The sequence below is a fragment of the Nocardiopsis alkaliphila YIM 80379 genome, from assembly GCF_000341005.1.
GTDB lineage: Bacteria > Actinomycetota > Actinomycetes > Streptosporangiales > Streptosporangiaceae > Nocardiopsis > Nocardiopsis alkaliphila.
The window spans coordinates 1-18,907 of the sequence record NZ_ANBD01000054.1; the positions used below are offsets into that span (position 1 = coordinate 1).

At 65.7% G+C, this 18,907-nt stretch carries 19 protein-coding genes, 2 tRNA genes and 1 other RNA gene; 12 read left to right on the top strand and 10 right to left on the bottom strand.

Annotation, left to right across the window (positions count from 1 at the left end; genetic code table 11):
• The 6 genes from D472_RS25070 to D472_RS0108455 form a co-directional block, all read left to right on the top strand.
• Nucleotides 1-2,294: transglycosylase domain-containing protein (locus tag D472_RS25070; protein WP_017604048.1), on the top strand; the 2,294-nt coding region annotated here is incomplete at its 5' end.
• Between the two features lie 297 nt (nt 2,295-2,591).
• On the top strand, nt 2,592-2,882 hold the full coding sequence (gene rpsF, locus D472_RS0108435) for a 30S ribosomal protein S6 (RefSeq protein WP_017604049.1): 291 nt from the start codon (nt 2,592-2,594) through the stop codon (nt 2,880-2,882).
• 117 nt (nt 2,883-2,999) lie between these two features.
• Entirely contained in the window at nt 3,000-3,581 is a 582-nt protein-coding gene (locus D472_RS0108440; protein ID WP_017604050.1) for a single-stranded DNA-binding protein, read from the top strand.
• 117 nt (nt 3,582-3,698) lie between these two features.
• Nucleotides 3,699-3,935 (top strand): 30S ribosomal protein S18, encoded by a 237-nt coding sequence (rpsR, locus tag D472_RS0108445; protein WP_013155832.1) that lies wholly within the window; start codon nt 3,699-3,701, stop codon nt 3,933-3,935.
• 27 nt (nt 3,936-3,962) lie between these two features.
• On the top strand, nt 3,963-4,409 hold the full coding sequence (gene rplI, locus D472_RS0108450) for a 50S ribosomal protein L9 (RefSeq protein ID WP_017604051.1): 447 nt from the start codon (nt 3,963-3,965) through the stop codon (nt 4,407-4,409).
• Nucleotides 4,410-4,585: 176 nt separating this feature from the next.
• Nucleotides 4,586-5,419 carry a peptidoglycan recognition protein family protein gene (locus D472_RS0108455; RefSeq protein WP_017604052.1) on the top strand — a complete coding sequence of 278 codons (834 nt, stop codon included), beginning with the start codon at nt 4,586-4,588 and terminating at the stop codon, nt 5,417-5,419.
• A gap of 19 nt (nt 5,420-5,438) precedes the next feature.
• Here the strand turns inward: D472_RS0108455 and D472_RS0108460 are convergent, their stop codons facing one another.
• Entirely contained in the window at nt 5,439-6,788 is a 1,350-nt protein-coding gene (locus D472_RS0108460; protein WP_017604053.1) for an MATE family efflux transporter, read from the bottom strand.
• A gap of 346 nt (nt 6,789-7,134) precedes the next feature.
• Here D472_RS0108460 and dnaB point away from each other — a divergent pair, with 346 nt between their 5' ends.
• Nucleotides 7,135-8,487: a replicative DNA helicase gene (dnaB, locus tag D472_RS0108465; protein ID WP_017604054.1), complete on the top strand. Its 1,353-nt coding sequence runs from the start codon at nt 7,135-7,137 to the stop codon at nt 8,485-8,487.
• A gap of 73 nt (nt 8,488-8,560) precedes the next feature.
• Here dnaB and abc-f read toward each other — a convergent pair whose 3' ends face one another.
• The 6 genes from abc-f to upp all read right to left on the bottom strand — a co-directional run bounded on the left by abc-f (nt 8,561) and on the right by upp (nt 13,598).
• A complete protein-coding gene (gene abc-f, locus D472_RS0108470) occupies nt 8,561-10,255 on the bottom strand; it encodes a ribosomal protection-like ABC-F family protein (protein WP_017604055.1) in 1,695 nt (564 codons plus the stop codon).
• A 455-nt stretch (nt 10,256-10,710) separates the two neighbouring features.
• Nucleotides 10,711-10,941: a hypothetical protein gene (locus tag D472_RS0108475; protein WP_017604056.1), complete on the bottom strand. Its 231-nt coding sequence runs from the start codon at nt 10,939-10,941 to the stop codon at nt 10,711-10,713.
• A 252-nt stretch (nt 10,942-11,193) separates the two neighbouring features.
• Nucleotides 11,194-11,709, bottom strand: a complete 516-nt coding sequence (locus tag D472_RS0108480) for a PH domain-containing protein (protein ID WP_017604057.1) — start codon at nt 11,707-11,709, stop codon at nt 11,194-11,196.
• A gap of 19 nt (nt 11,710-11,728) precedes the next feature.
• Nucleotides 11,729-11,893: a hypothetical protein gene (locus D472_RS28605; RefSeq protein ID WP_017604058.1), complete on the bottom strand. Its 165-nt coding sequence runs from the start codon at nt 11,891-11,893 to the stop codon at nt 11,729-11,731.
• 360 nt (nt 11,894-12,253) lie between these two features.
• Nucleotides 12,254-12,496 (bottom strand): hypothetical protein, encoded by a 243-nt coding sequence (locus D472_RS0108490; protein WP_017604059.1) that lies wholly within the window; start codon nt 12,494-12,496, stop codon nt 12,254-12,256.
• 448 nt (nt 12,497-12,944) lie between these two features.
• Nucleotides 12,945-13,598 carry a uracil phosphoribosyltransferase gene (gene upp, locus D472_RS0108495; protein ID WP_017604060.1) on the bottom strand — a complete coding sequence of 218 codons (654 nt, stop codon included), beginning with the start codon at nt 13,596-13,598 and terminating at the stop codon, nt 12,945-12,947.
• Nucleotides 13,599-13,921: 323 nt separating this feature from the next.
• Between upp and D472_RS0108500 the strand changes: the two genes are divergently transcribed.
• The 4 genes from D472_RS0108500 to D472_RS0108515 all read left to right on the top strand — a co-directional run bounded on the left by D472_RS0108500 (nt 13,922) and on the right by D472_RS0108515 (nt 15,545).
• The gene (locus tag D472_RS0108500) at nt 13,922-14,422 is read left to right on the top strand and encodes a tRNA adenosine deaminase-associated protein (protein ID WP_033303417.1); all 501 of its coding nucleotides are present in this window, start codon (nt 13,922-13,924) and stop codon (nt 14,420-14,422) included.
• A 39-nt stretch (nt 14,423-14,461) separates the two neighbouring features.
• Nucleotides 14,462-14,950: a tRNA adenosine deaminase-associated protein gene (locus D472_RS0108505; RefSeq protein ID WP_017604062.1), complete on the top strand. Its 489-nt coding sequence runs from the start codon at nt 14,462-14,464 to the stop codon at nt 14,948-14,950.
• 44 nt (nt 14,951-14,994) lie between these two features.
• Nucleotides 14,995-15,447, top strand: a complete 453-nt coding sequence (locus D472_RS0108510; protein ID WP_033303426.1) for a nucleoside deaminase — start codon at nt 14,995-14,997, stop codon at nt 15,445-15,447.
• Between the two features lie 10 nt (nt 15,448-15,457).
• Nucleotides 15,458-15,545: transfer RNA gene (locus D472_RS0108515), tRNA-Ser, on the top strand.
• A 36-nt stretch (nt 15,546-15,581) separates the two neighbouring features.
• Here D472_RS0108515 and D472_RS0108520 read toward each other — a convergent pair.
• The 3 genes from D472_RS0108520 to D472_RS0108530 form a co-directional block, all read right to left on the bottom strand.
• Nucleotides 15,582-16,130: a PadR family transcriptional regulator gene (locus tag D472_RS0108520; RefSeq protein WP_017604064.1), complete on the bottom strand. Its 549-nt coding sequence runs from the start codon at nt 16,128-16,130 to the stop codon at nt 15,582-15,584.
• A 55-nt stretch (nt 16,131-16,185) separates the two neighbouring features.
• Entirely contained in the window at nt 16,186-18,207 is a 2,022-nt protein-coding gene (locus D472_RS0108525) for an NADPH-dependent 2,4-dienoyl-CoA reductase (RefSeq protein WP_017604065.1), read from the bottom strand.
• A gap of 408 nt (nt 18,208-18,615) precedes the next feature.
• Nucleotides 18,616-18,703: transfer RNA gene (locus D472_RS0108530), tRNA-Ser, on the bottom strand.
• Between the two features lie 108 nt (nt 18,704-18,811).
• Here D472_RS0108530 and ffs point away from each other — a divergent pair.
• Nucleotides 18,812-18,907: signal recognition particle sRNA small type (ffs, locus tag D472_RS27490), an RNA gene on the top strand.

Here is an 18,907-nt window from a genome sequence, read left to right on the forward strand (position 1 = left end):
GTCGTCGTTCCCGTGCGGAGGAACCCGACGATCGTTCGTGGTTCAAGCGGTTCCTGGCCAAGGCATGGAAGCCGGCGCTGGCCTTTTGCGGTCTGATGATCATCGGTGGCGTGGCCGCCTTCGCGATCCTGTACGCCATGGCCCCCGACGAGGACGACCTGCAGGAGAACGCGGAGCAGACCGTCTCGGCCACCCAGATCTACTGGGCGGGTGAAGAGGGTGAGGAAGAACTCGCCCTCACCACCGGTGACGTCAAGCGTGTCGCCGTCACCCGGGAGGAGATCCCCGAACCCGTGGTCAACGGCGTGCTCGCGGCCGAGCAACGCACCTTCTACGAGGACCCGGGCATCAACATCATGGGTATCGGTCGCGCCCTGTTGTCCCGGGGTGAGGCCGGCGGTGGCTCGACCATCACCCAGCAGATGGCCCGTAACTACTACAGCGACCTCCAAGGCGAGGAACCGCTGACCCGCAAGATCCGCGAGATCTTCATCGCGATCAAGCTGAACCAGCAGCTGAGCCACGACGAGATCCTCACCACCTACCTCAACACGATCTACTTCGGCCGCGGCGCCTCCGGTATCGAGATGGCCGCCCAGGAGTACTTCGGCAAGAGCGTGAGCGAGCTGGACGAGGCCGAGGGCGCCTATCTGGGGCTGATCATCCAGATGCCCAGCAACTTCGAGAACCCCGAAGAGGGCTCCTGGACCGAGACCTACCTCAACGACGAGCGCTGGCCCTACGTCCAGAACCAGCTGGCCCAGATGTACGAGGAGACCGACGGGGAACGCGGTCTGCCCGAGGCAGAGGCCAAGGCTCTGGAGATCCCCGAGACCATCGAGTACAACCCGGAGGCGGCGGCCGACGACCCCAAGCTGGGATACGTCCGCCAGGCGGTGATCAACGAGGTCGAGCGGCGCTACGAGGGTTCCAACGTCACCGGCGCGGACATCGCGACCAAGGGTCTGACCATCAAGACCTCCTTGGACCCGGAACTGATGGTGGCGGCGGAGGAGGCCTTCAACGTCCTCCCCGAGGCGGCGGCCGAGGACACCATGCACGGGCTGACCGCGGTCGAACCGAGCACGGGGCGCATCATCGCCTTCAACGGTGGTCCCAACGTCGCCGAGGTCATCAACAACTCCCTGGTCCACCAGACCCAGGCGGGTTCGGCCTACAAGCCCTACGTACTGGCCCGTGCGCTGTCGGACGGTATCGGCCTGAACAGCCGGTTCAACGGTGACAGCGGTCTGGAGTTCCCCGGACTGGCCAGCCCGGTGATCAACTCCGGTGAGGTCGACTATGGCGATGTGGACCTCATCCAGTCCACCGCCGACTCGGTCAACACCAGCTTCGTGGACCTGGCGATCCGAGTCGGGGAGACCCGGGTCGACGAGCTCGCGGTCGAGATGGGCGTGCACCCGGACCGTCAGACCACCTCCACGGTCGGTCCGCTGATCGCTCTGGGCACCCACCAGGTGAACGCGCTCGACATGGCCAGCGGCTACGCCACCTTCGCCGCGAAGGGACGGCACTTCCCCGCCCACATGGTCACCGAGGTCCAGACCGCTGATGGTGAGGTGATCACCCCGGACGACGCGGAGCAGCTCGAGGCCGGGACGGAGGTCCTCAGTGAAGGGGTCGCCGCCGACGCCACCTACGCCATGCAGCAGGCCGTTCTGGAGGGGGGCGCCGGCAACGCCGCCTTGGCCGACGGCCGACCGGTGGCGGGTAAGACCGGTACCTCCTCCAACGCAGTCTCTGCCTGGTTCGTGGGTTACACGCCGCAGTTGTCGACCGCGGTGGGCCTGAGCCGGGCCCAGAGCGACCCCCTCGACTTCGGCCCCGCCTTCGGGGACGTCTACGGTGGCACCACCTCGGCGAAGGTCTGGAAGGCCTTCATGGAGATCGCCATGGAGGGCAAAGAACACCAGCAGTTCCCCGCCCCGCAGTGGGTCGGTGAGGACCAGAGCTTCCTGCCCACCCCCACTCCGAGTGAATCCCCGGAGGAAGAGGAGCCCACCGAGGAGCCCACCGAGGAGCCCACCGAGACCGAGTGTGATCCGCGTGACCCCAACTGTGAGCTGGAGGAGGAACCCGGCGACTGCCCGCCCTGGGACCCCGACTGCGACCGGGACGAGGAGAGCGAGCAGCCGGACGAGTGCGATCGTGACTTCTTCAGGCCGCCGCACTGCGACGACGAGGGCGAGCCGGAGCTTCCCGGTGGTCCTCCGACCGACGGCGACCAGCAGAACCAGGGCAACAACAACAGCTTGATCAGGCCCAGGGAGTGATACGGGGCTGAGCGGGTTGTGAGGCCGCGCCGGTTCGTGGGGCGGGTGCCGAAGGATTCATCCTCGGGCACCCGCCCCACTCGTGTGTTCGAGGTTGGAATCCGCCTGGTCGTCGTGCGTTCGGACCTCGCAGAAGCCAGCACCAGTGGTACCGGGCTGCTGGTAGCCTTGACTCCCGTATGGCTCAGAGCCCGTGTGGTGCACCCCGGTCCGACCGGGCCCCATGCCCCCCGGGCTCCTGCCCTCCTGCCATGGAGATTCCATGGCCGCAACAGTCCAGAGGAGGAACGTACGCCGATGCGTCGTTACGAAATCATGGTCATCCTCGACCCGAACCTCGACGAGCGCACCGTCGCTCCGTCGCTGGAGAACTTCCTGGGCGTCGTCCGCAACGACGGCGGCTCGGTCGAGAAGACGGAGATCTGGGGCAAGCGTCGTCTCGCCTACGAGATCGAGAAGAACTCCGAGGGCATCTACGCGGTCATCGACCTGACCGCCAAGCCCGAGACGGTCAAGGAGCTCGACCGTCAGCTCGGTCTCGCCGAGGCCGTGCTGCGCACCAAGGTTCTGCGTCCCGAGGTTCACTAGGCGCTCCGGTGCCCGACCCCCTGTTCCCCGTCGTTCGTTTTTGTCCTAGGTGACGAGGATGATGCGGGGACCAGGCGTAACCGCCTGATCCGAACTATCTCGAACGGGAGCCGATCCATGGCAGGCGAAACCCAGATCACGCTCGTCGGCAACCTCGTCGACGACCCTGAACTGCGCTTCACGAACAGTGGAGCCGCGGTCGCCAGCTTCCGTGTGGCCTCGACGCCCCGCACCTTCGACCGTCAGTCGGGGGAGTGGAAGGACGGCGAGTCCATGTTCCTCACCTGCAGTGTCTGGCGGCAGTACGCGGAGAACGTCGCGGAGAGCCTTCAGCGTGGTATGCGCGTCATCGTGCAGGGCCGCCTGAAGCAGCGCTCCTACGAGACCCGCGAGGGCGAGAAGCGCACCGTCTTCGAGATCGACGTCGAGGAGGTCGGCCCGGCCCTGCGTAGCGCCACCGCGAAGGTGACGAAGACGCAGCGTCAGGGTGGTGGCGGCTTCGGCGGTGGCGGCGGTTTCGGTGGCGGTCAGCCCCAACAGGGTGGCGGCTACGGGAACCAGGGCGGCGGTTTCGGCGGTCCGCAGGGCGGCCAGGGTGGTCGTAGCGGTCCTGGTGCCGAGGACCCCTGGGCGACCAACGGCGGTGGTGGCGGTTTCGGTGGTGGCGGCGGAGGTTTCTCCGACGAGCCCCCGTTCTAGCCGACGCCACACCCCATGTAACACCCGACACGGCGCCGAGAACGGCGCCGCGTCATCCCTTCAATGTCCCAGCCCATCCCCGGGAGGACCCCGGGGCTCTTGCGAAGGAGCACCACGATGGCTAAGCCGGCAGCGCGCAAGCCTAAGAAGAAGGTTTGCCTCTTCTGCCAGGAGAAGCAGTCCTACATCGACTACAAGGACACCACGCTTCTCCGTAAGTTCATCTCCGAGCGTGGCAAGATCCGTGCTCGTCGGGTGACCGGCAACTGCACCCAGCACCAGCGCGACGTCGCGACCGCGATCAAGAACGCGCGCGAGGTGGCCCTACTGCCCTACACCAGCACCGCTCGCTAGCGGCGATATCCGAGGGAGGTTTTTGTCGTGAAGCTGATTTTGACCCACGAGGTCAACGGTCTCGGAGCCCCCGGCGATGTCGTCGAGGTGAAGAACGGTTACGGTCGCAACTACCTGCTGCCCCGTGGGTTCGCCATTCGGTGGACTCGTGGTGGTCAGAAGCAGATCGACCTGATCCAGCGTGCCCGCAAGGCGCGTGACATCCGTACCTTGGACGAGGCCCAGCAGGTCGGCGGCCGGGTCAGCGCCCTGACCGTGCGGCTCAAGCAGCGCGCCGGCGAGGGTGGCCGTCTGTTCGGTTCGGTCACGCCCGGGGACATCGTCGAGGCCGTCAAGGCCGCTGGTGGTCCCGAGCTGGACAAGCGCCGGATCGAGATCAAGAACCCGATCAAGTCCGTCGGTGACCACAAGGTTCAGGTCCGCCTGCACCCCGAGGTCGTCTCGACGATCAAGCTGGAGGTCGTCGGTTCCTAGCCGACGCTCATCCGCGGTCCTGAGAACCCCGTCCCTTCTCAAGGGGCGGGGTTCTTGCTGTCCCATGAACACGCCGGAGCGGCGAAAAACACCCTTTGATTACCCTTTGTAATTTATCGTGTTCTCTGTGTCGCACCGCTTTCCGCGGAGCTCCGTACGGGGAGGACAGCATACCGATGTCCGTTGAGAGACGATCCGAGATCGAGCACCCCAGGGCGATGGACCGTAGGGCGATGTTGAGAGGGGCGGTGCTCGCCGCAGGGGGAGTGCTGCTCGGTGGCGCCCTGGGGGTTTCGTCCGGGGATCGGGCCTTGGCCTCCGCCATACCCAAGGTGTACACCAGGGCCGACTGGAAGGCGCGAGCGCCCAAGAGCCCGATCCAGGTCTTGGCCAAGGGGCCGACGCACATCGTCATCCATCACACCGCGACCGGCAACGTGTCCGACAGATCCACCGGTCACGCCGCCGCCCTGTCACGATCCATTCAGCGTTACCACATGGACAGCAACGGTTGGAGCGACACCGGCCAGCAGTTCACCATCAGCCGAGGCGGGCACATCATGGAGGGCCGCGATAGGTCCCTCCAGGCCACCGGGGAAGGTGGACACGTCTTGGGTGCGCACACCGCCGACCACAACGCGCACGCCATCGGTATCGAGAACGAGGGAACCTATAGTTCCGAGGATCCGCCCCAGGAGTTGATGTCCTCCCTGGTGCAGACTTGTGCGTGGCTGTGCCTGGTGTACCGACTGGATCCCCAGAAGGCGATCGTGGGCCACCGCGACTACAACGCCACCAACTGTCCGGGCGACAAGCTCTACTCGATGCTCCCGAAGCTCCGCGACAACGTGGGAGGCAGACTGCGTGACCAACTCAGCCACCTGAGCCACTTCGCCGGACGGGAACTCACCATCGAAGAACTGCCGAGCTACCCCGAGGTGCCCCGGGGCGAACGTGTCGCCACCTTCTACCACGGTCCTGCGGTCGGGGACCTGGACACGTCCGTGTGAGCGTGTTCGTTCTGGCCCTTCAGGGGCGGGTGGCGCCGGTGACGAGCCAGGCGGTACCTCGGGCCCGGAGCCCGAGGGTGAGGGCCCGAGCCAGGATCCACACGGAGAAGGCGAGCCAAAGCCCCACCAGTCCCCATACCTGGGACGCGGCCAGGTAGGGCAGGACCAAGGCGAACGGTAGGAAGGCCAGCATCGTCCACAGTGAGGCCCAGGCCAGGTAGCGCTGGTCCCCGGCACCCATGAGGACGCCGTCGAGCACCATGGTCACGCCGCTGAGCGGTTGTATCACCGCCACGACCACGAGTGAGGCCGTGATCAACACGGCCACCGTGGGATCCGAGGTGAAAGGCACGTGCGCCCACGGCAACACCAGGAACACCAGGAGCGTGAACACGGATCCGGCCAGCACCCCCCATTCGACCATGCGACGGGTGGCCTCCTTGGTACCACGAACATCTCCGGCACCCAGGTAACGGCCCACGATCGACTGGCCGGCGATGGCGATGGCGTCCATGGCGAACACCAACAGGGCCCAGATGTTGTGGCTCACCTGGTGTGCGGCGATCGATTCGTCGCCCAGACGCGCGGCCACCGCCGTGGTCACCAATGCCACGACTCGCATGGACACGCTGCGCAGGAACAGTGCGAACCCGGCCGAAGCGGAGGAACGCAGGCCGGCCACACTCGGTTTCAGGGAGACACCTTCACGACGGGCCGCGCGAGTGATGGTGGCCACGTACCAGAAGGCTCCGGCGCCCTGGGCGAGCACGGTCGACCAGGCCGAACCGGCGATGCCCCAGTCCAGGACCAGGACGAAGGTAGCGCACAACACCGCGTTGCCGATGTAGGAGGCGACCGCGACCACTAGCGGGGTGCGGGCATCCTGGAGGCCGCGCAAGACCCCGGTCCCGGCCATGATGATCAGTAGGAACGGGGTACTGAGCAGGCTGATTCGCAGGTAGGTGAGCGCGTAGGGGGCGACCTCCGGTGAGGCGCCGAGGAGGTCGATCATCCACGGGCCCAGCGGCCAGCCGATACCGATCGCGGCGATGCCCAGCAGGGACGCCAACCACAGACCGTCCACACCGTCGCGTACGCCGCCGGGGATGTCGTTCGCACCGAACTTGCGGGCCACCGCCGCGGTGGTTCCGTAGGCGAGGAAGATGCACACCGCGGCCAGGGTCAGTAGGACCTGCCCGGCGACTCCGAGTCCGCCGAGTGCCTGGGTCCCGAGGCTACCAACGATCGCGGTGTCGGTGAGCAGGAAGAGCGGTTCGGCGATGAGGGCGAAGAAGGTGGGAATGGCGAGGGCGAAGATCTCGCGATCGTGGCGGTGCCGGAAGGGGGCAGCCGAGAGGAGAGTGGCCATGACCAAGCCACAGTACCGGACAGGAGTTCGATGGGGCTGTGAAGTTATCCACAGGCCCATCGGAGCCTGTGGATAACCTGTGGAAAGCCTCTTGGTGAGACATCTGGCACGTCTTGGCCAAGGCTTGCGTTTTCCCAGTTCAAGTCGGGTATGCGGGACTAGTGGCAAAGTTATCCACAGGTGATGTGCATAACCTCTGTGCACAATGCCCCACGGAGCTCGGGATGTGATGGTAAAGGCGTCCCCACAGGGCCCCGCCCGGTGCCCTCTCGTCTCTCGGATGGGGCATCCTGGAAGGGTCGGTCCGATCCGGATCGGCGCACGCGGCCTGTGTGGGGAGTAGTTCGTGAGTGTCGCTGAGCAACCACCTGAAGAGGGCGGGTACGAGCGCACCCCACCGCACGACATTCAAGCGGAGCAGAGTGTTCTGGGCGGCATGCTCCTGTCCAAGGACGCCATCAGCCAGGTCGTCGAGATCATCCGTTCCGCGGACTTCTACCGCCCCGCGCACCAGATCATCTACGAGAGCGTGGTCGACCTCTTCTCCCGGGGAGAACCGGTCGACGCCATCTCGGTCAACGCGGAACTGACCAAGCGCGGCGAGGCCGCCCGGGTCGGTGGTGCTCCGTACCTGCACACCCTCACCGAGGCGATCCCGACGGCGGCCAATGCCGGCTACTACGCCAAGATCGTCTCCGACCGTGCGGTTCTGCGTCGCCTGGTCGAGGTGGGCACCCGTATCGCGCAGATCGGGTACTCCGGTGACGGGGAGGTCGATGACCTGGTCGACCACGCCCAGGCGGAGATCTACAAGGTCGCGGAGAAGCGCACCGGTGAGGACTACGTGATCCTCGGTGACATCATGCCCGGTGCCTTGGACGAGATCGAGGCGATCGGCGCCAACGACGGCAGTATGACCGGGGTCCCCACCGGATTCGCCGACTTCGACGCCCTCACCAATGGTCTCCACCCGGGACAGATGGTCATCATCGCAGCCAGGCCCGCCGTTGGAAAATCCACCCTGGCCTTGGATTTCGCGCGGGCCGCGTCCATCAAGCACGAGATGACGTCCGTTTTCTTCAGCCTGGAGATGGGGCGCAACGAGATCGTCATGCGTCTGCTCTCCGCTGAGGCACGAGTGCCGCTGCACACCATGCGCTCGGGTCTGATGACCGACGACGACTGGGCCCGTCTGGCCAGACGCATGGGTGAGGTGGCGAGTGCGCCGCTGTTCATCGACGACTCGCCCAACATGTCGATGATGGAGATCCGGGCCAAGTGTCGGCGGCTCAAGCAACAACACGACCTCAAGCTCGTGATCGTCGACTACCTCCAGCTGATGAGTTCACCCGGCCGGGTGGAGAGTCGTCAGCAGGAGGTCTCCGAGATGTCGCGTTCGCTCAAGCTGTTGGCCAAGGAGCTCGAGGTGCCCGTGGTGGCGCTTTCCCAGCTCAACCGTGGTCCCGAACAGCGCACCGACAAGCGGCCCCAGGTGTCGGACCTTCGCGAGTCCGGATCCATCGAACAAGACGCGGACATGGTCATCCTGCTCTACCGCGAGGACGTGCACGACAAGGAATCGCCGCGCGCCGGCGAAGCCGACATCATCGTGGCCAAGCACCGTAACGGTCCGACCGCCGATGTGACCGTGGCCTTCCAGGGTCACTACAGTCGCTTCGTCGACATGGCACCTGGATAGACCAGGGCCTCGTGAGTACGGGACGTGGCCGCCTCGGTCATGTCCCGTTGTATCGGTCAGTACATAAGGCGACTTATGTGCGAGCCGGAATGTCGACAAAGCGATTCGTCGACTTGTCGCCGATCACCGATCCCTCCTCCAGCAGCAGATGTCGTCCGAGGAAGCGCTCGCGCATGCGGCGATCGTGGGTCACGACCACCAAGGCTCCGGTGTATCGGGAGAGCGCCTCCTCCAGTTCTTCCACCAGGCCGGGAGAGAGATGGTTGGTGGGCTCGTCCAACAGCAGCAGGTCGTGAGCGTCCGAGGTCAGTCGGGCCACCTCGATCCGTCGTCGTTGTCCCACGGAGAGGGAGCCCACGGTCCGGTCGAGTTCCCCGGTCCGGAGCAGTCCGAGTGAGGCGAGCTCGTCCCGGTACTCCTCAGGGTGGCCTGGACGGCCCGAGGAGTAGGCACGCAGGACGGTCCACTCAGGGTGGGGAATCGGGTCATGTTGACGCAGTGACCCGACCCGGCCCGGCACGGAGACAGTGCCCAGGTCGGGGAGGAGATCACCGGAAAGAAGCTGGAGCAGTGTGCTCTTGCCCGCCCCGTTCGGTCCGGTGACCAGTACACGTTCGCCCCGAAGGATCCGAAGGAAGGGAACGCACAGTCGCCGTCCCACCCGAATTCGCTCGATTTCGGCTGCCGGAGCCTCGCTCTCGTTCCGGGTACCGACGAACTTCGCGGATAGTTGGAGCGGAACCGGTGGTGGCGGCACCGGGTTCTCGATCAGGCGCTGCTCCCTCTCCTTGGCATTGCGGATCCGGCCCATGGTGCCGTGGGCCGCCCCGCGCATTTTGAAGGCGCCGTGTCCGAAGGCCGCCTTCTCCATCTTGCGAGGGATCGCGTTCAGCCGTTGGGCGTTGTTGGCCACGAGCCGTCGCTGTCGGTCCAACTCCTGTTTCCATTCCTCGTACTCACGGTGCCATCGGTCCCGAGCGGCCTTCCTGGCGATGAGGAAGCCGTCGTATCCGTTGCCGTACCGATGGATTCGCCGGGTGTCGATGGCCACCTCCAAAACGGTGTCGGTCACGTTCGCGAGGAAGGAGCGGTCGTGGGTGACCGCGATGACGGTGCCGTCGTGTTCACGGAGGCGTTGTTCCAACCAGGCGACCGCTCGGTCGTCGAGGTCGTTGGTGGGTTCGTCCAGGAGGAGAAGTTCGGGGGACGCGGCCAGGGTGGCGGCCAAGGCCAACCGTGAAAGTTCTCCTCCGGACAGGGACCGCAGTGGACGATTCCTGTCCAGGGAGGACAGACCGAGTCCGTGCAATCCGACGTCCACACGGGCGTCTGCGTCGTAACCTCCTCGTGCCTCGAACTCGGCGACCAGTTCGCCGTAGACGTTCATCTCCTCAGACCCCGCAGTGCCGAGCTCGGCTTCGGTGTCGTGGATGCGTTTCTCCAATCGACGCAGGTGCCCTAGAGCGGAGTCGATCGCGTCGCCCACGGTGCCGCAGGGGAGGCCGCCAGACACCCCGTCCAGGGTCTGGGGCAGGTAGCCGATGCCGCCGGGGGCCTGGACGGTGAGTTCCCCGTTGTCGGGATGTTCTTCGCCGGCGAGTAGACGCAGGAGCGTGCTCTTGCCGGATCCGTTGTCACCGATCACACCGACACGTTCGCCTGGTGCGATGGTGAAGGTGACCCGGTCCAGGACCGTGTGGTCCCCGTACCGCTTGGTGACCTCGCCAAGGGTGAGTTGGGAGTGGCGGCGGTGGCGTGCTCCGAACACGGAGTCCTCCTGTGTGCTTGTGGGCCGAAAAGTGGGCCGCGTCAGGAGAAGATCCGTTTTCGGACATTGGTGCACGAATGAACTGCTGTCCGAAAGAAGGTGGTCGCCGTAAGTGGGCGATGACTTCCCCTTGCCGCGAAACAGGGACACCGACGGAGCCGCGTGCATCGATGAACGCGATGTGCTCGGAACGTGGGTGCCCGATGCGGTTACAGGTGGAAGTAGAGCCTCATGCGCCAGATGCTACGTCTCGTCTCAGAAGAGGTCAAGTGAGTTTCCGTGAGACCAGGATCGCTTGATACTGAGATGGGTGCTCACGATTCGGTTGACTGTAACCAGATTTATGGTCTTACCGATTTATCGACAAAGCGATTCGGCGGTCGGCGGAGGCATGCGAAAGGGCCACCCGCGGTGCGCGGATGGCCCTTCCCGTGCGTCGATCCGAGGGGGCTCGTTCAGAGCCAGCGTGCCTCGGGGCGCGTGCGGCCGTTCTCGTCGGTGATCAGAACCCAGTGCATGATCGGGTGCTCCGAAGTGATCGCGTCGGCGTGCTCGCGAGGTCGTGGGACCTGCGTGGGCTGAGGAGCCAGGCCGGCCAGGCGGCGGCTCTCGGCAGCGGATCGAGTGCGCCGACGAGTGGTCAACGGACGAGAGGGGCGCGGCGCGGGGTCGGTCCAACGTGCCATGGAGCCCTCCTCGTTTCCTTGAGTGATGACTCATGTTAACCATCTGTTCACCTTTGGTCAAGCAGGCTCGAGTCGTGGTGCTTGCCGACCAGGCTTTTTCAGGGGTTGAACAGCCAAGGTGAACATAAGATGAACAAACCGGTAACCGACTCCTGCCCCACGAGGCACACCCGAACCTCGGCCCGGAGACGAAGAAGCACCCGTCGCTCGGACGGGTGCTTCCGGATGACTGTCACCTCGGGTGCCGTGCGGTCACTCCTTGAAGATCAGTCCCACGACCTCGAGATAGAGCTGTTCGGGGTAGGGAATGAAGGCGATCTTGCTGAGTGCCTGATCCTGACCCGCGGATTCCATGACGAAGGTGCCGTAACCGAGGAACCTGCCGAGCAGGGTGCGCTCGAACCGCATGTCCGTCACCTTGCCCAAGGGCATCATGTTCACCTGTCGGGTGATCAGTCCTTGAGTCAGCAACAACCGCGCCGACGTGATGACGAAGTAGTCCACCGACCACTCCGCGACCCGCCAGACGAACCACACCAGGACCAGCAACCAGAGCCACCAGATGATGGCCAGGACCGTGCCCCCGTTCGGGCCGCTGCCGATCGTTCTGCTCAGGACCCCGGCGAGGATCAGTGCCACCAACACCACCGCCACCGGTCCGATGAGGACCGCGGGGTGCCGGCGAATGGTCACCACATCCTGCTCATGGGGCAGGAGATAGCGGTTGACCGACGCCGGTGCCGCGTTGCTGGACGCTACGAGCTTCATGGCACCCGCTCTCTCGTGCCTATGGCAACAACGCGTTGACGAAGCGGGACATCGACTCCGCACCGCCCATCAGGCCGCCCAGGGCGCTCTGGATCACCCCGGCCGCGCTTTCCGGCTGCGTGAGCAGATAAAAAGCCACGAAAGCGATGAGCGCGTAGCCGCCCCATTTTTTCAACTTCGCCACGACTGACTCCCCTTGGAATCCACCTGACCCACCAACCCAGCAGTGATTCTTGCATCGACCATCATGCCCGTAAAGCCTGAGGCGCACCCTCGGCGTGGCGGTATGTCGGAGGTTCGACACTTGCGGGTTGTGTCCGGTTCCGGTGCTGTTGTTAACCCTGTGAAAGGCGGACCAGAAAGGTTTTCCCTCCACCGCAGGTCAGGTGCGGCGGGGTGAGGTGATCGGTGTGTTGTGGGCGGGCCTATCAGTGGTGCATGCCGGGACCGGATTCCGGGAGGAGGGTTTTCCGACACCACGATGATGTCGGATCCCGGTCTTCCGAAGTGGGGGGTTGTGCAGGGCCGAAACGCATCGGCGGGTTCAGCGACGTTCGGCGAAGGCCAGGGCCAAGACCTGGAGGTGCTGACGGGCGATCCGTTCCACGAGGTCCGGAGTGGCCCGTCCGGTCACGTCCTGGGCACCGTGGCGAGCCGCGTCCACGCAACGGGAGATGGTGGAAGAGTGGTGGACGTGCGAGAACTCCGAGAGCAGACGACTGATCACGGGGCTGAAGTGGGGGTCGCCGGCGGCCTGGGTGGTCGAGAGAGAGGGGTTCTCGGGCATCTCGCTCCTTCTGGGCTGCGGGTGGAGATCGGTACGGGGTGTACGCGCGCGGAGGCTATGCGTAGTTTCCGGGGGGTCGCCTGAACACCGCTCCCGAAATGGGCGGCAGCGTTCGGAGGTCGGTGGTGTAGTCCCTGGGGGACTGTTTCGGTTGGTGGATCGGTCCTGTTACGGGTGGTCAGGAACTATGATCGCCCTAATCTGTTACGTTCCAATCTCGAAATGAATTCGGCTAATGCAGCACCGTGTCTTCTCGGTGTCGGCCGAGCGGGTTCGACCTGGGGCGACACTCGTGCGGGTGTGGTCGTGGGGGTCCAATGCCCGGTTTTCGGACGTTCATTCATGCTGACCGCAAAAGAACCGAAAAAGCGACCAATCGGTGATCCGGTTGGTCGCTCAGAGCCGCCGTGGGTTCCGGCTTCAGGCCCTTCGTCCTTCTCGGGAGGTCTCAGGAGCAGCCGTAGAGGCGGTCACCCGCGTCCCCCAGCCCGGGCAGGATGAAGCCGTTCTCGTCGAGCCGCTCGTCCACCGCGGCGGTCACCACGCGCAGTGTGGCCCCGTGGTCCTGGGGAAGGGTCTGGCTCAGTTTGTGCTCCACCGCGGTCAGGCCCTCGGGGGCCGCCAGCAGGCAGATCGCGGTGATGTGGTCGGCGCCCCGTTCGACCAGCAGCTTCAACGCGGCGGCCAGGGTCCCACCGGTGGCCAGCATCGGGTCCAGCACGTAGCACTGGCGACCGGACAGGTCTTGGGGAAGACGGTCGGCGTAGGTCGCCGGTTGGAGGGTCTGCTCATCGCGTGCCATGCCCAGGAAGCCGACCTCCGCGGTGGGCAGCAAACGGGTCATGCCGTCGAGCATGCCGAGCCCCGCGCGCAGGATCGGAACGACCAACGGAGTGGGACGTGAGAGCTGGGTTCCGGTGGTCTGGACGAGTGGGGTCTGGAAGGTGACCTCTGTCACTCGAACGTCCCGTGTCGCCTCGTATGCGAGCAGGGTCACCAGCTCGTCGGTCAATCTCCGGAAGGTGGGGGAGTCGGTCCGCACGTCGCGCAGGGTGGTCAGTTTGTGCGCGACCAACGGGTGATCGACGACCAGGGTTTCCAAAACGTTCTCCGGGTGAGCTGGGATAACAGGAAGGTGGATGGGCGGAGGGGCGCCTTGAGTCTAACCGCGCGTATCACTGGAGCCGGGGCGCCAAGACCCCGAAAAGACGTGATCCGAACGTGGCCCATCGCGTTCGGAAAGGGTGATGAGGTCGCCTGGGAGGACGCTCGGGGCGCGGGGGAGGCGCCTCTCGTGAGAACGTGGGTCCGGTCCTTGGCGGATGAGCGACGGCTGCGAGGTGTGAGTGATCGTTACCATGGCACTCGCACGGACGAGCCGGGTCCTCTCGTCCGCACCGATACACCGTCCGGGTTGGAGTGACGATGGCAGTGCTCGATCATGGTGACGACGACTCGGGTGACTTCGCGGCCGTCGCGTATAGGGAAGAGGAGTACTGGGATGTCGACCTTCTTCCCGCCGCGCTGACACACGACCTCAAGGGTCTGATTCATGCTCTGCGTCAACAACCGAGTATCAGCGGCTCCCTCGGGTTGGTGTCCGTCGGCGACGACTTCTTCATCATCGTCCGGGTGTACGGGGAGGAGGTCTCCCTCTTCCTGTCCGACGTGACCGCCTCGGTGGATTGGCAGGTGGCTCGGGACGTCCTCGATCACCTGGACATCGACCTTCCCGACGATGACGACCTCGACCAGGTACTTCCCGCCGGTGACCTGTCCGTCGTGGCGGATCTGGGACTGGACGAGATGGAGTTGGGCGCCTTGGCCGGTGACCTGGACCTGTACCCGGACGAGGTATTGGCCAGTGTGTCCGAAAGGCTTGGATTCGCTCAGGCCTTTCAGCGTGTCCTCGATGGGATGGGGTAAGGACGCCCCCGAAACGACCAGGAGAGACGGGAGGGTGCCGTGTCGACCTTCGCAGCTGTCTTCGCCCTCAACGGCGGGACCTGGCGAGGAGCCGAGGTCGATCTCGGTGACGTGGAGGCCATCGATGACGTCACCGACCTCATGCTCGATCTCGGCACGGAGTGGGACAGCGACATGGCCCTTCTCCTCGTCGAAGCCGACGACGAATGGTTCGCCGTGGTTCGTGTGGACGAGACCGGCACCGATCCGCGGGTCTACCTCTCCGATGGTCGGGTCGTCCACGACCATCCGGTCGCCGAGGTGTTGTCCGAGGCCGGTGGCCTGGGGTCCCCGCTTCCCGCCGAGAGCGCCGGCACCCGGCCGGACCCCAGACCCGACGGAGACGACGACCTGCTCACCGACTTCGGCGTGCCCGCGGAGGAACTGCGGTCCCTGTCCGTGGGCGGCGGTGTGTTGCCCGGCGACGTCCTGGCGCTGGTGGCCGAACGCTCCGGTTTCGCCGAACTCCTCGACGCGATGCGCCTGTGATCGAGGACCCTTCCGAGTTCGACCGCGCTCTGCTCGACGGGGCGATGCTCGAGGCTTTGTCCGAGGCCGAGCTCGCTCTGGAGTCCGACGACGTTCCGGTCGGCGCGGTCGTTCTGGGCCCGGATGGGACGGTGCTGGGACGCGGCCACAACGAGCGTGAGGCCACCGGTGACCCCACCGCGCACGCCGAGGTGCTGGCACTCCGTGAGGCCGCTCGGGCGGGCGGGGAGTGGCGCTTGAGCGGCTGCACCCTGGTGGTCACCCTGGAACCCTGTGTGATGTGCGCCGGGGCCGCCATGCTCTCCCGAGTGGACCGAGTGGTCTATGGGGCGCGTGATGCCAAGGCGGGCGCTGCTGGATCCTGCTGGGACCTGATCCGAGACCCTCGGCAGAACCACTGTCCCGAAGTCATTCCGCCTGATCTGATCAGTGAGAACGTGGCCGAAAGATGCTCGGAGTTGCTCACTCGGTTTTTCGCACGGCGCCGTATCCGGTAGAGTTTCTCTCGGTGGAGTCGCCTAGTGGCCGATGGCGCCCGCCTCGAAAGCGGGTAAGGGGCAACCCTTCGAGGGTTCAAATCCCTCCTCCACCGCCACCAACCGCCCCCGGCTATTCGCCGGGGGCGGTTCTTTCATTCGTGGCCACCGGTGTCCTCCAGTTCCGCGATGGCCCGATCCAGCCAGTTCACCCAGAACAGCTCCAGGTCGATACCTCCCTGGAGCACCAGCCCTTGGACCCGATCACGCTCACTTCCCTGGTCCCGGGCCGCGTCGCGTCGCTGGAACTCGCGGTATTGGTCGAGCCGTTCGGAGTGCAGCCTTCGATGCCGACGCAGCTCCGCCACGAAGTCGGCGTCCAACCCCACCACCCCGGTGGCGCGCAGGCGCAACATCAGTGGGTCTCGTGGAGATCGGGGTTCCTCACGCTCGGTCACCCAACGCTCCAGCTCGTCGCGGCCCGCGGCCAGCACCTCGTATTCCTTGCGTTGCCCCCGGGTGGGAGACGCGGCCGGTAGGACACGGATGAGCTCGGACTTTTCCAACTTGCCCAGCTCTCGGTAGATCTGCTGGTGGGTGGCGGACCAGAAGTACCCGATGGAGCGGTCGAAGCGCCTGGTCAGTTCCAGGCCGGAGGAAGGCTTCTCCAGCAGGGCGGTGAGGATCGCGTGGGGCAGGGACATGAGCGCATTCTAGGAAGGGGTGGCCGCGGACCGGGCGGGTCCGCGGCCGAGGGGTTCACAGGGCCGCGGCGAGCTCGGTTCCCTGCTTGATGGCGCGCTTGGCGTCGAGTTCGGCGGCCACGTCGGCGCCACCGATCACGTGCACGGTGCGTCCGGCGGTGATGAGGGCGTCCGCCAGGTCCCGGCGTGGGTCCTGGCCCGCGCACAGCACGATGGTGTCGACGTCGAGCACGCGATCCTCGCCGTCCACGGTCAGGTGCAGACCCTCATCGTCGATCCTGCGGTACTCGGCGCCGGCGATCATCTCCACACCCCGGTGCCGCAGCTCCAAGCGGTGGATCCAGCCGGTGGTCTTGCCCAGATCCTTGCCGACCTTGCTGGTCTTGCGCTGCAACAGGTGTACCTTGCGGGGCGGGGCGATGCGCTCGGGGGCGCGCAGACCACCACGTTCCTCGTAGTCGAGATCCACTCCCCACTGCCGGAAGAAAACCTCCGGGGCCTGGCTCGCCTCCTCACCGGTGTCGGTGAGGAACTCGGCGACGTCGAATCCGATGCCGCCGGCACCGATGATCGCGACCTTCTCGCCGACCTCGGCGCCACCACGCAGAACATCCACGTAGCCGACCACGCTGGGGTGGTCGACCCCGGGGATCCGGGGAGTGCGCGGGGTGACGCCGGTCGCGATGACCACCTCGTCGTAGCCCGCCAGGTCGACGGCGGTGACCGGGGTGTTCAGACGTACGTCCACGCCGTGCTTGTCCAGCTGCACGCGGTAGTAGCGGAGGGTCTCGTCGAACTCCTCCTTGCCGGGCACGCGACGGGCCATGTTGAGCTGTCCACCGATCTCGGCGGCGGCGTCGAACAAGGTGACGCTGTGGCCGATGCTCGCGGCCGAGACCGAGAAGGCGAGTCCGGCCGGGCCGGCGCCGACCACGGCGACGTTCTTGCGGGTCTTGGTGGGGGACAGCACGAGTTCGGTCTCGTGGCAGGCGCGTGGGTTCACCAGACAGGAGGTGATCTTGAGGCTGAAGGTGTGGTCCAGGCAGGCCTGGTTGCAGCCGATGCAGGTGTTGATCTCTTCGGGGACGCCCGCCGCGGCCTTGGCGACGAAGTCGGCGTCGGCCAGCATCGGGCGGGCGAGGGAGACCATGTCGGCCTGGCCGTCGGCGATGATGCGTTCGGCGACCTCGGGGGTGTTGATGCGGTTGACCGCCACCAGCGGGACGGACAGTTCCTTCTTGAGGCGCTCGGTGATCCAGGTGTAGGCGCCGCGCGGAACGGACGTGGCGATGGTGGGCACGCGGGCCTCGTGCCAGCCGATGCCGGTGTTGATGATGTCGGTACCGGCGGGCCCCCCCCCNACCCGACGGCCGAGTTCGACGACCTCGTCGAAGGTGGAGCCATCGGGGACCAGGTCCAGCATGGACAAACGATAGATGAGGATGAAGTCGGTGCCCACCCGCTCACGGACCCGGTGGAGGATCTCCAGGGGCAGACGGATCCTGTTCTCGAAGGAGCCGCCCCAGCGGTCCTCGCGCTTATTGGTGGCGGGGGCGATGAACTGATTGATGAGGTAGCCCTCGGAGCCCATGACCTCGACGCCGTCGTAGCCGGCGCGCTGGGCGAGTTCGGCGCAACGGGCGAAGTCCTCGATGGTGCGCTCGATCTCCTCCTCGGTGAGCGCGTGCGGCACGAAGGGGCTGATCGGCGCCTGGATCGCGCTGGCGGAGACGGATTCCTCGCTGAAGGCGTAGCGGCCGGTGTGCAGGATCTGCATCGCGATCCGACCACCCTCACGGTGCACGGCCTCGGTGATGAGGCGGTGCTCGGCGACCTCTTCATCGGTGGTGAGCTTGGCGCTGCCGCTGAAGGTGGCGCCCTCGGGGTTGGGCGCGATGCCGCCGGTGACGATCAGGCCGACGCCACCGCGGGCACGTTCGGCGTAGAAGGCGGCCATCCTCTCGAAACCATTGGGGGCCTCCTCGAGACCGACGTGCATGGAGCCCATGATCACGCGGTTCTTCAGGGTGGTGAAACCCAGGTCCAGTGGTTCCAGAAGGTGGGGGTAGTCGTTCATCGCTTCTCCTCGTGCGGTGCCTCTCGGTCGGTGTCCGGCCGACCTCCCTTCATTATGCAACAAGTTGCAAAAGCCTGCGAGGGCCACCCCTGGAAGAAATCCGATCATCGTGGTGTGGTGCCGCGGGCGGGACACGGCGTTCCCAGCGTTGGGTGAAGGCGCGTGTTCCTCGGTCGTGCCGCCTCCTGGAAGGCGCGTCTTGGGCGGGAACACCGTTGCCGAACGGCGCCTACGCCCCCTGATGGCCGCCGAAGGGCCGGTACCGGTGGACGTGGTCATCGACTCGAACGCGCTGTCGAAGCCTGGGCGGACCAGAGCACCGCTCGGCCGGCACCAGAACCGAGACCACCAACGACGAAGGCCCCGACCGGTGTGCGGTCGGGGCCTTGCGTTGCGGCTGGTGAGCCGTGGCGGAGGATAAGGGATTCGAACCCTTGAGGGGTTGCCCCCAACACGCTTTCCAAGCGTGCGCCCTAGGCCACTAGGCGAATCCTCCACGGACAACTGTACAGGCTCGTGAGGAGTGCTTCGACCGGTTCCGGCGGTCGATGGGGGAGGGGTCCACGGGTTGCGGGAGAGGTCCCCGATTCGGATACACTCGGAGACAGACCCCTCGTGCGGCGTCATCCTATGAACCTCCCCAGGGCCGGAAGGCAGCAAGGATAAGTGGGCTCTGGCGGGTGCGCGGGGGGTCCTTTGT

Excerpts from the sequence above, each read along its gene's own strand:
- D472_RS0108455 (WP_017604052.1), top strand. The coding sequence starts at position 4,586 with ATGTCCGTTGAGAGACGATCCGAGATCGAGCACCCCAGGGCGATGGAC.
- D472_RS0108490 (WP_017604059.1), bottom strand. The coding sequence starts at position 12,496 with ATGCCCGAGAACCCCTCTCTCTCGACCACCCAGGCCGCCGGCGACCCC.
- D472_RS0108520 (WP_017604064.1), bottom strand. The coding sequence starts at position 16,130 with ATGTCCCTGCCCCACGCGATCCTCACCGCCCTGCTGGAGAAGCCTTCC.
- rpsR (WP_013155832.1), top strand. The coding sequence starts at position 3,699 with ATGGCTAAGCCGGCAGCGCGCAAGCCTAAGAAGAAGGTTTGCCTCTTC.
- D472_RS0108460 (WP_017604053.1), bottom strand. The coding sequence starts at position 6,788 with ATGGCCACTCTCCTCTCGGCTGCCCCCTTCCGGCACCGCCACGATCGC.
- D472_RS0108500 (WP_033303417.1), top strand. The coding sequence starts at position 13,922 with ATGGCAGTGCTCGATCATGGTGACGACGACTCGGGTGACTTCGCGGCC.
- D472_RS0108480 (WP_017604057.1), bottom strand. The coding sequence starts at position 11,709 with ATGAAGCTCGTAGCGTCCAGCAACGCGGCACCGGCGTCGGTCAACCGC.
- rpsF (WP_017604049.1), top strand. The coding sequence starts at position 2,592 with ATGCGTCGTTACGAAATCATGGTCATCCTCGACCCGAACCTCGACGAG.
- D472_RS0108510 (WP_033303426.1), top strand. The coding sequence starts at position 14,995 with ATGCTCGAGGCTTTGTCCGAGGCCGAGCTCGCTCTGGAGTCCGACGAC.
- D472_RS0108475 (WP_017604056.1), bottom strand. The coding sequence starts at position 10,941 with ATGGCACGTTGGACCGACCCCGCGCCGCGCCCCTCTCGTCCGTTGACC.
- D472_RS0108440 (WP_017604050.1), top strand. The coding sequence starts at position 3,000 with ATGGCAGGCGAAACCCAGATCACGCTCGTCGGCAACCTCGTCGACGAC.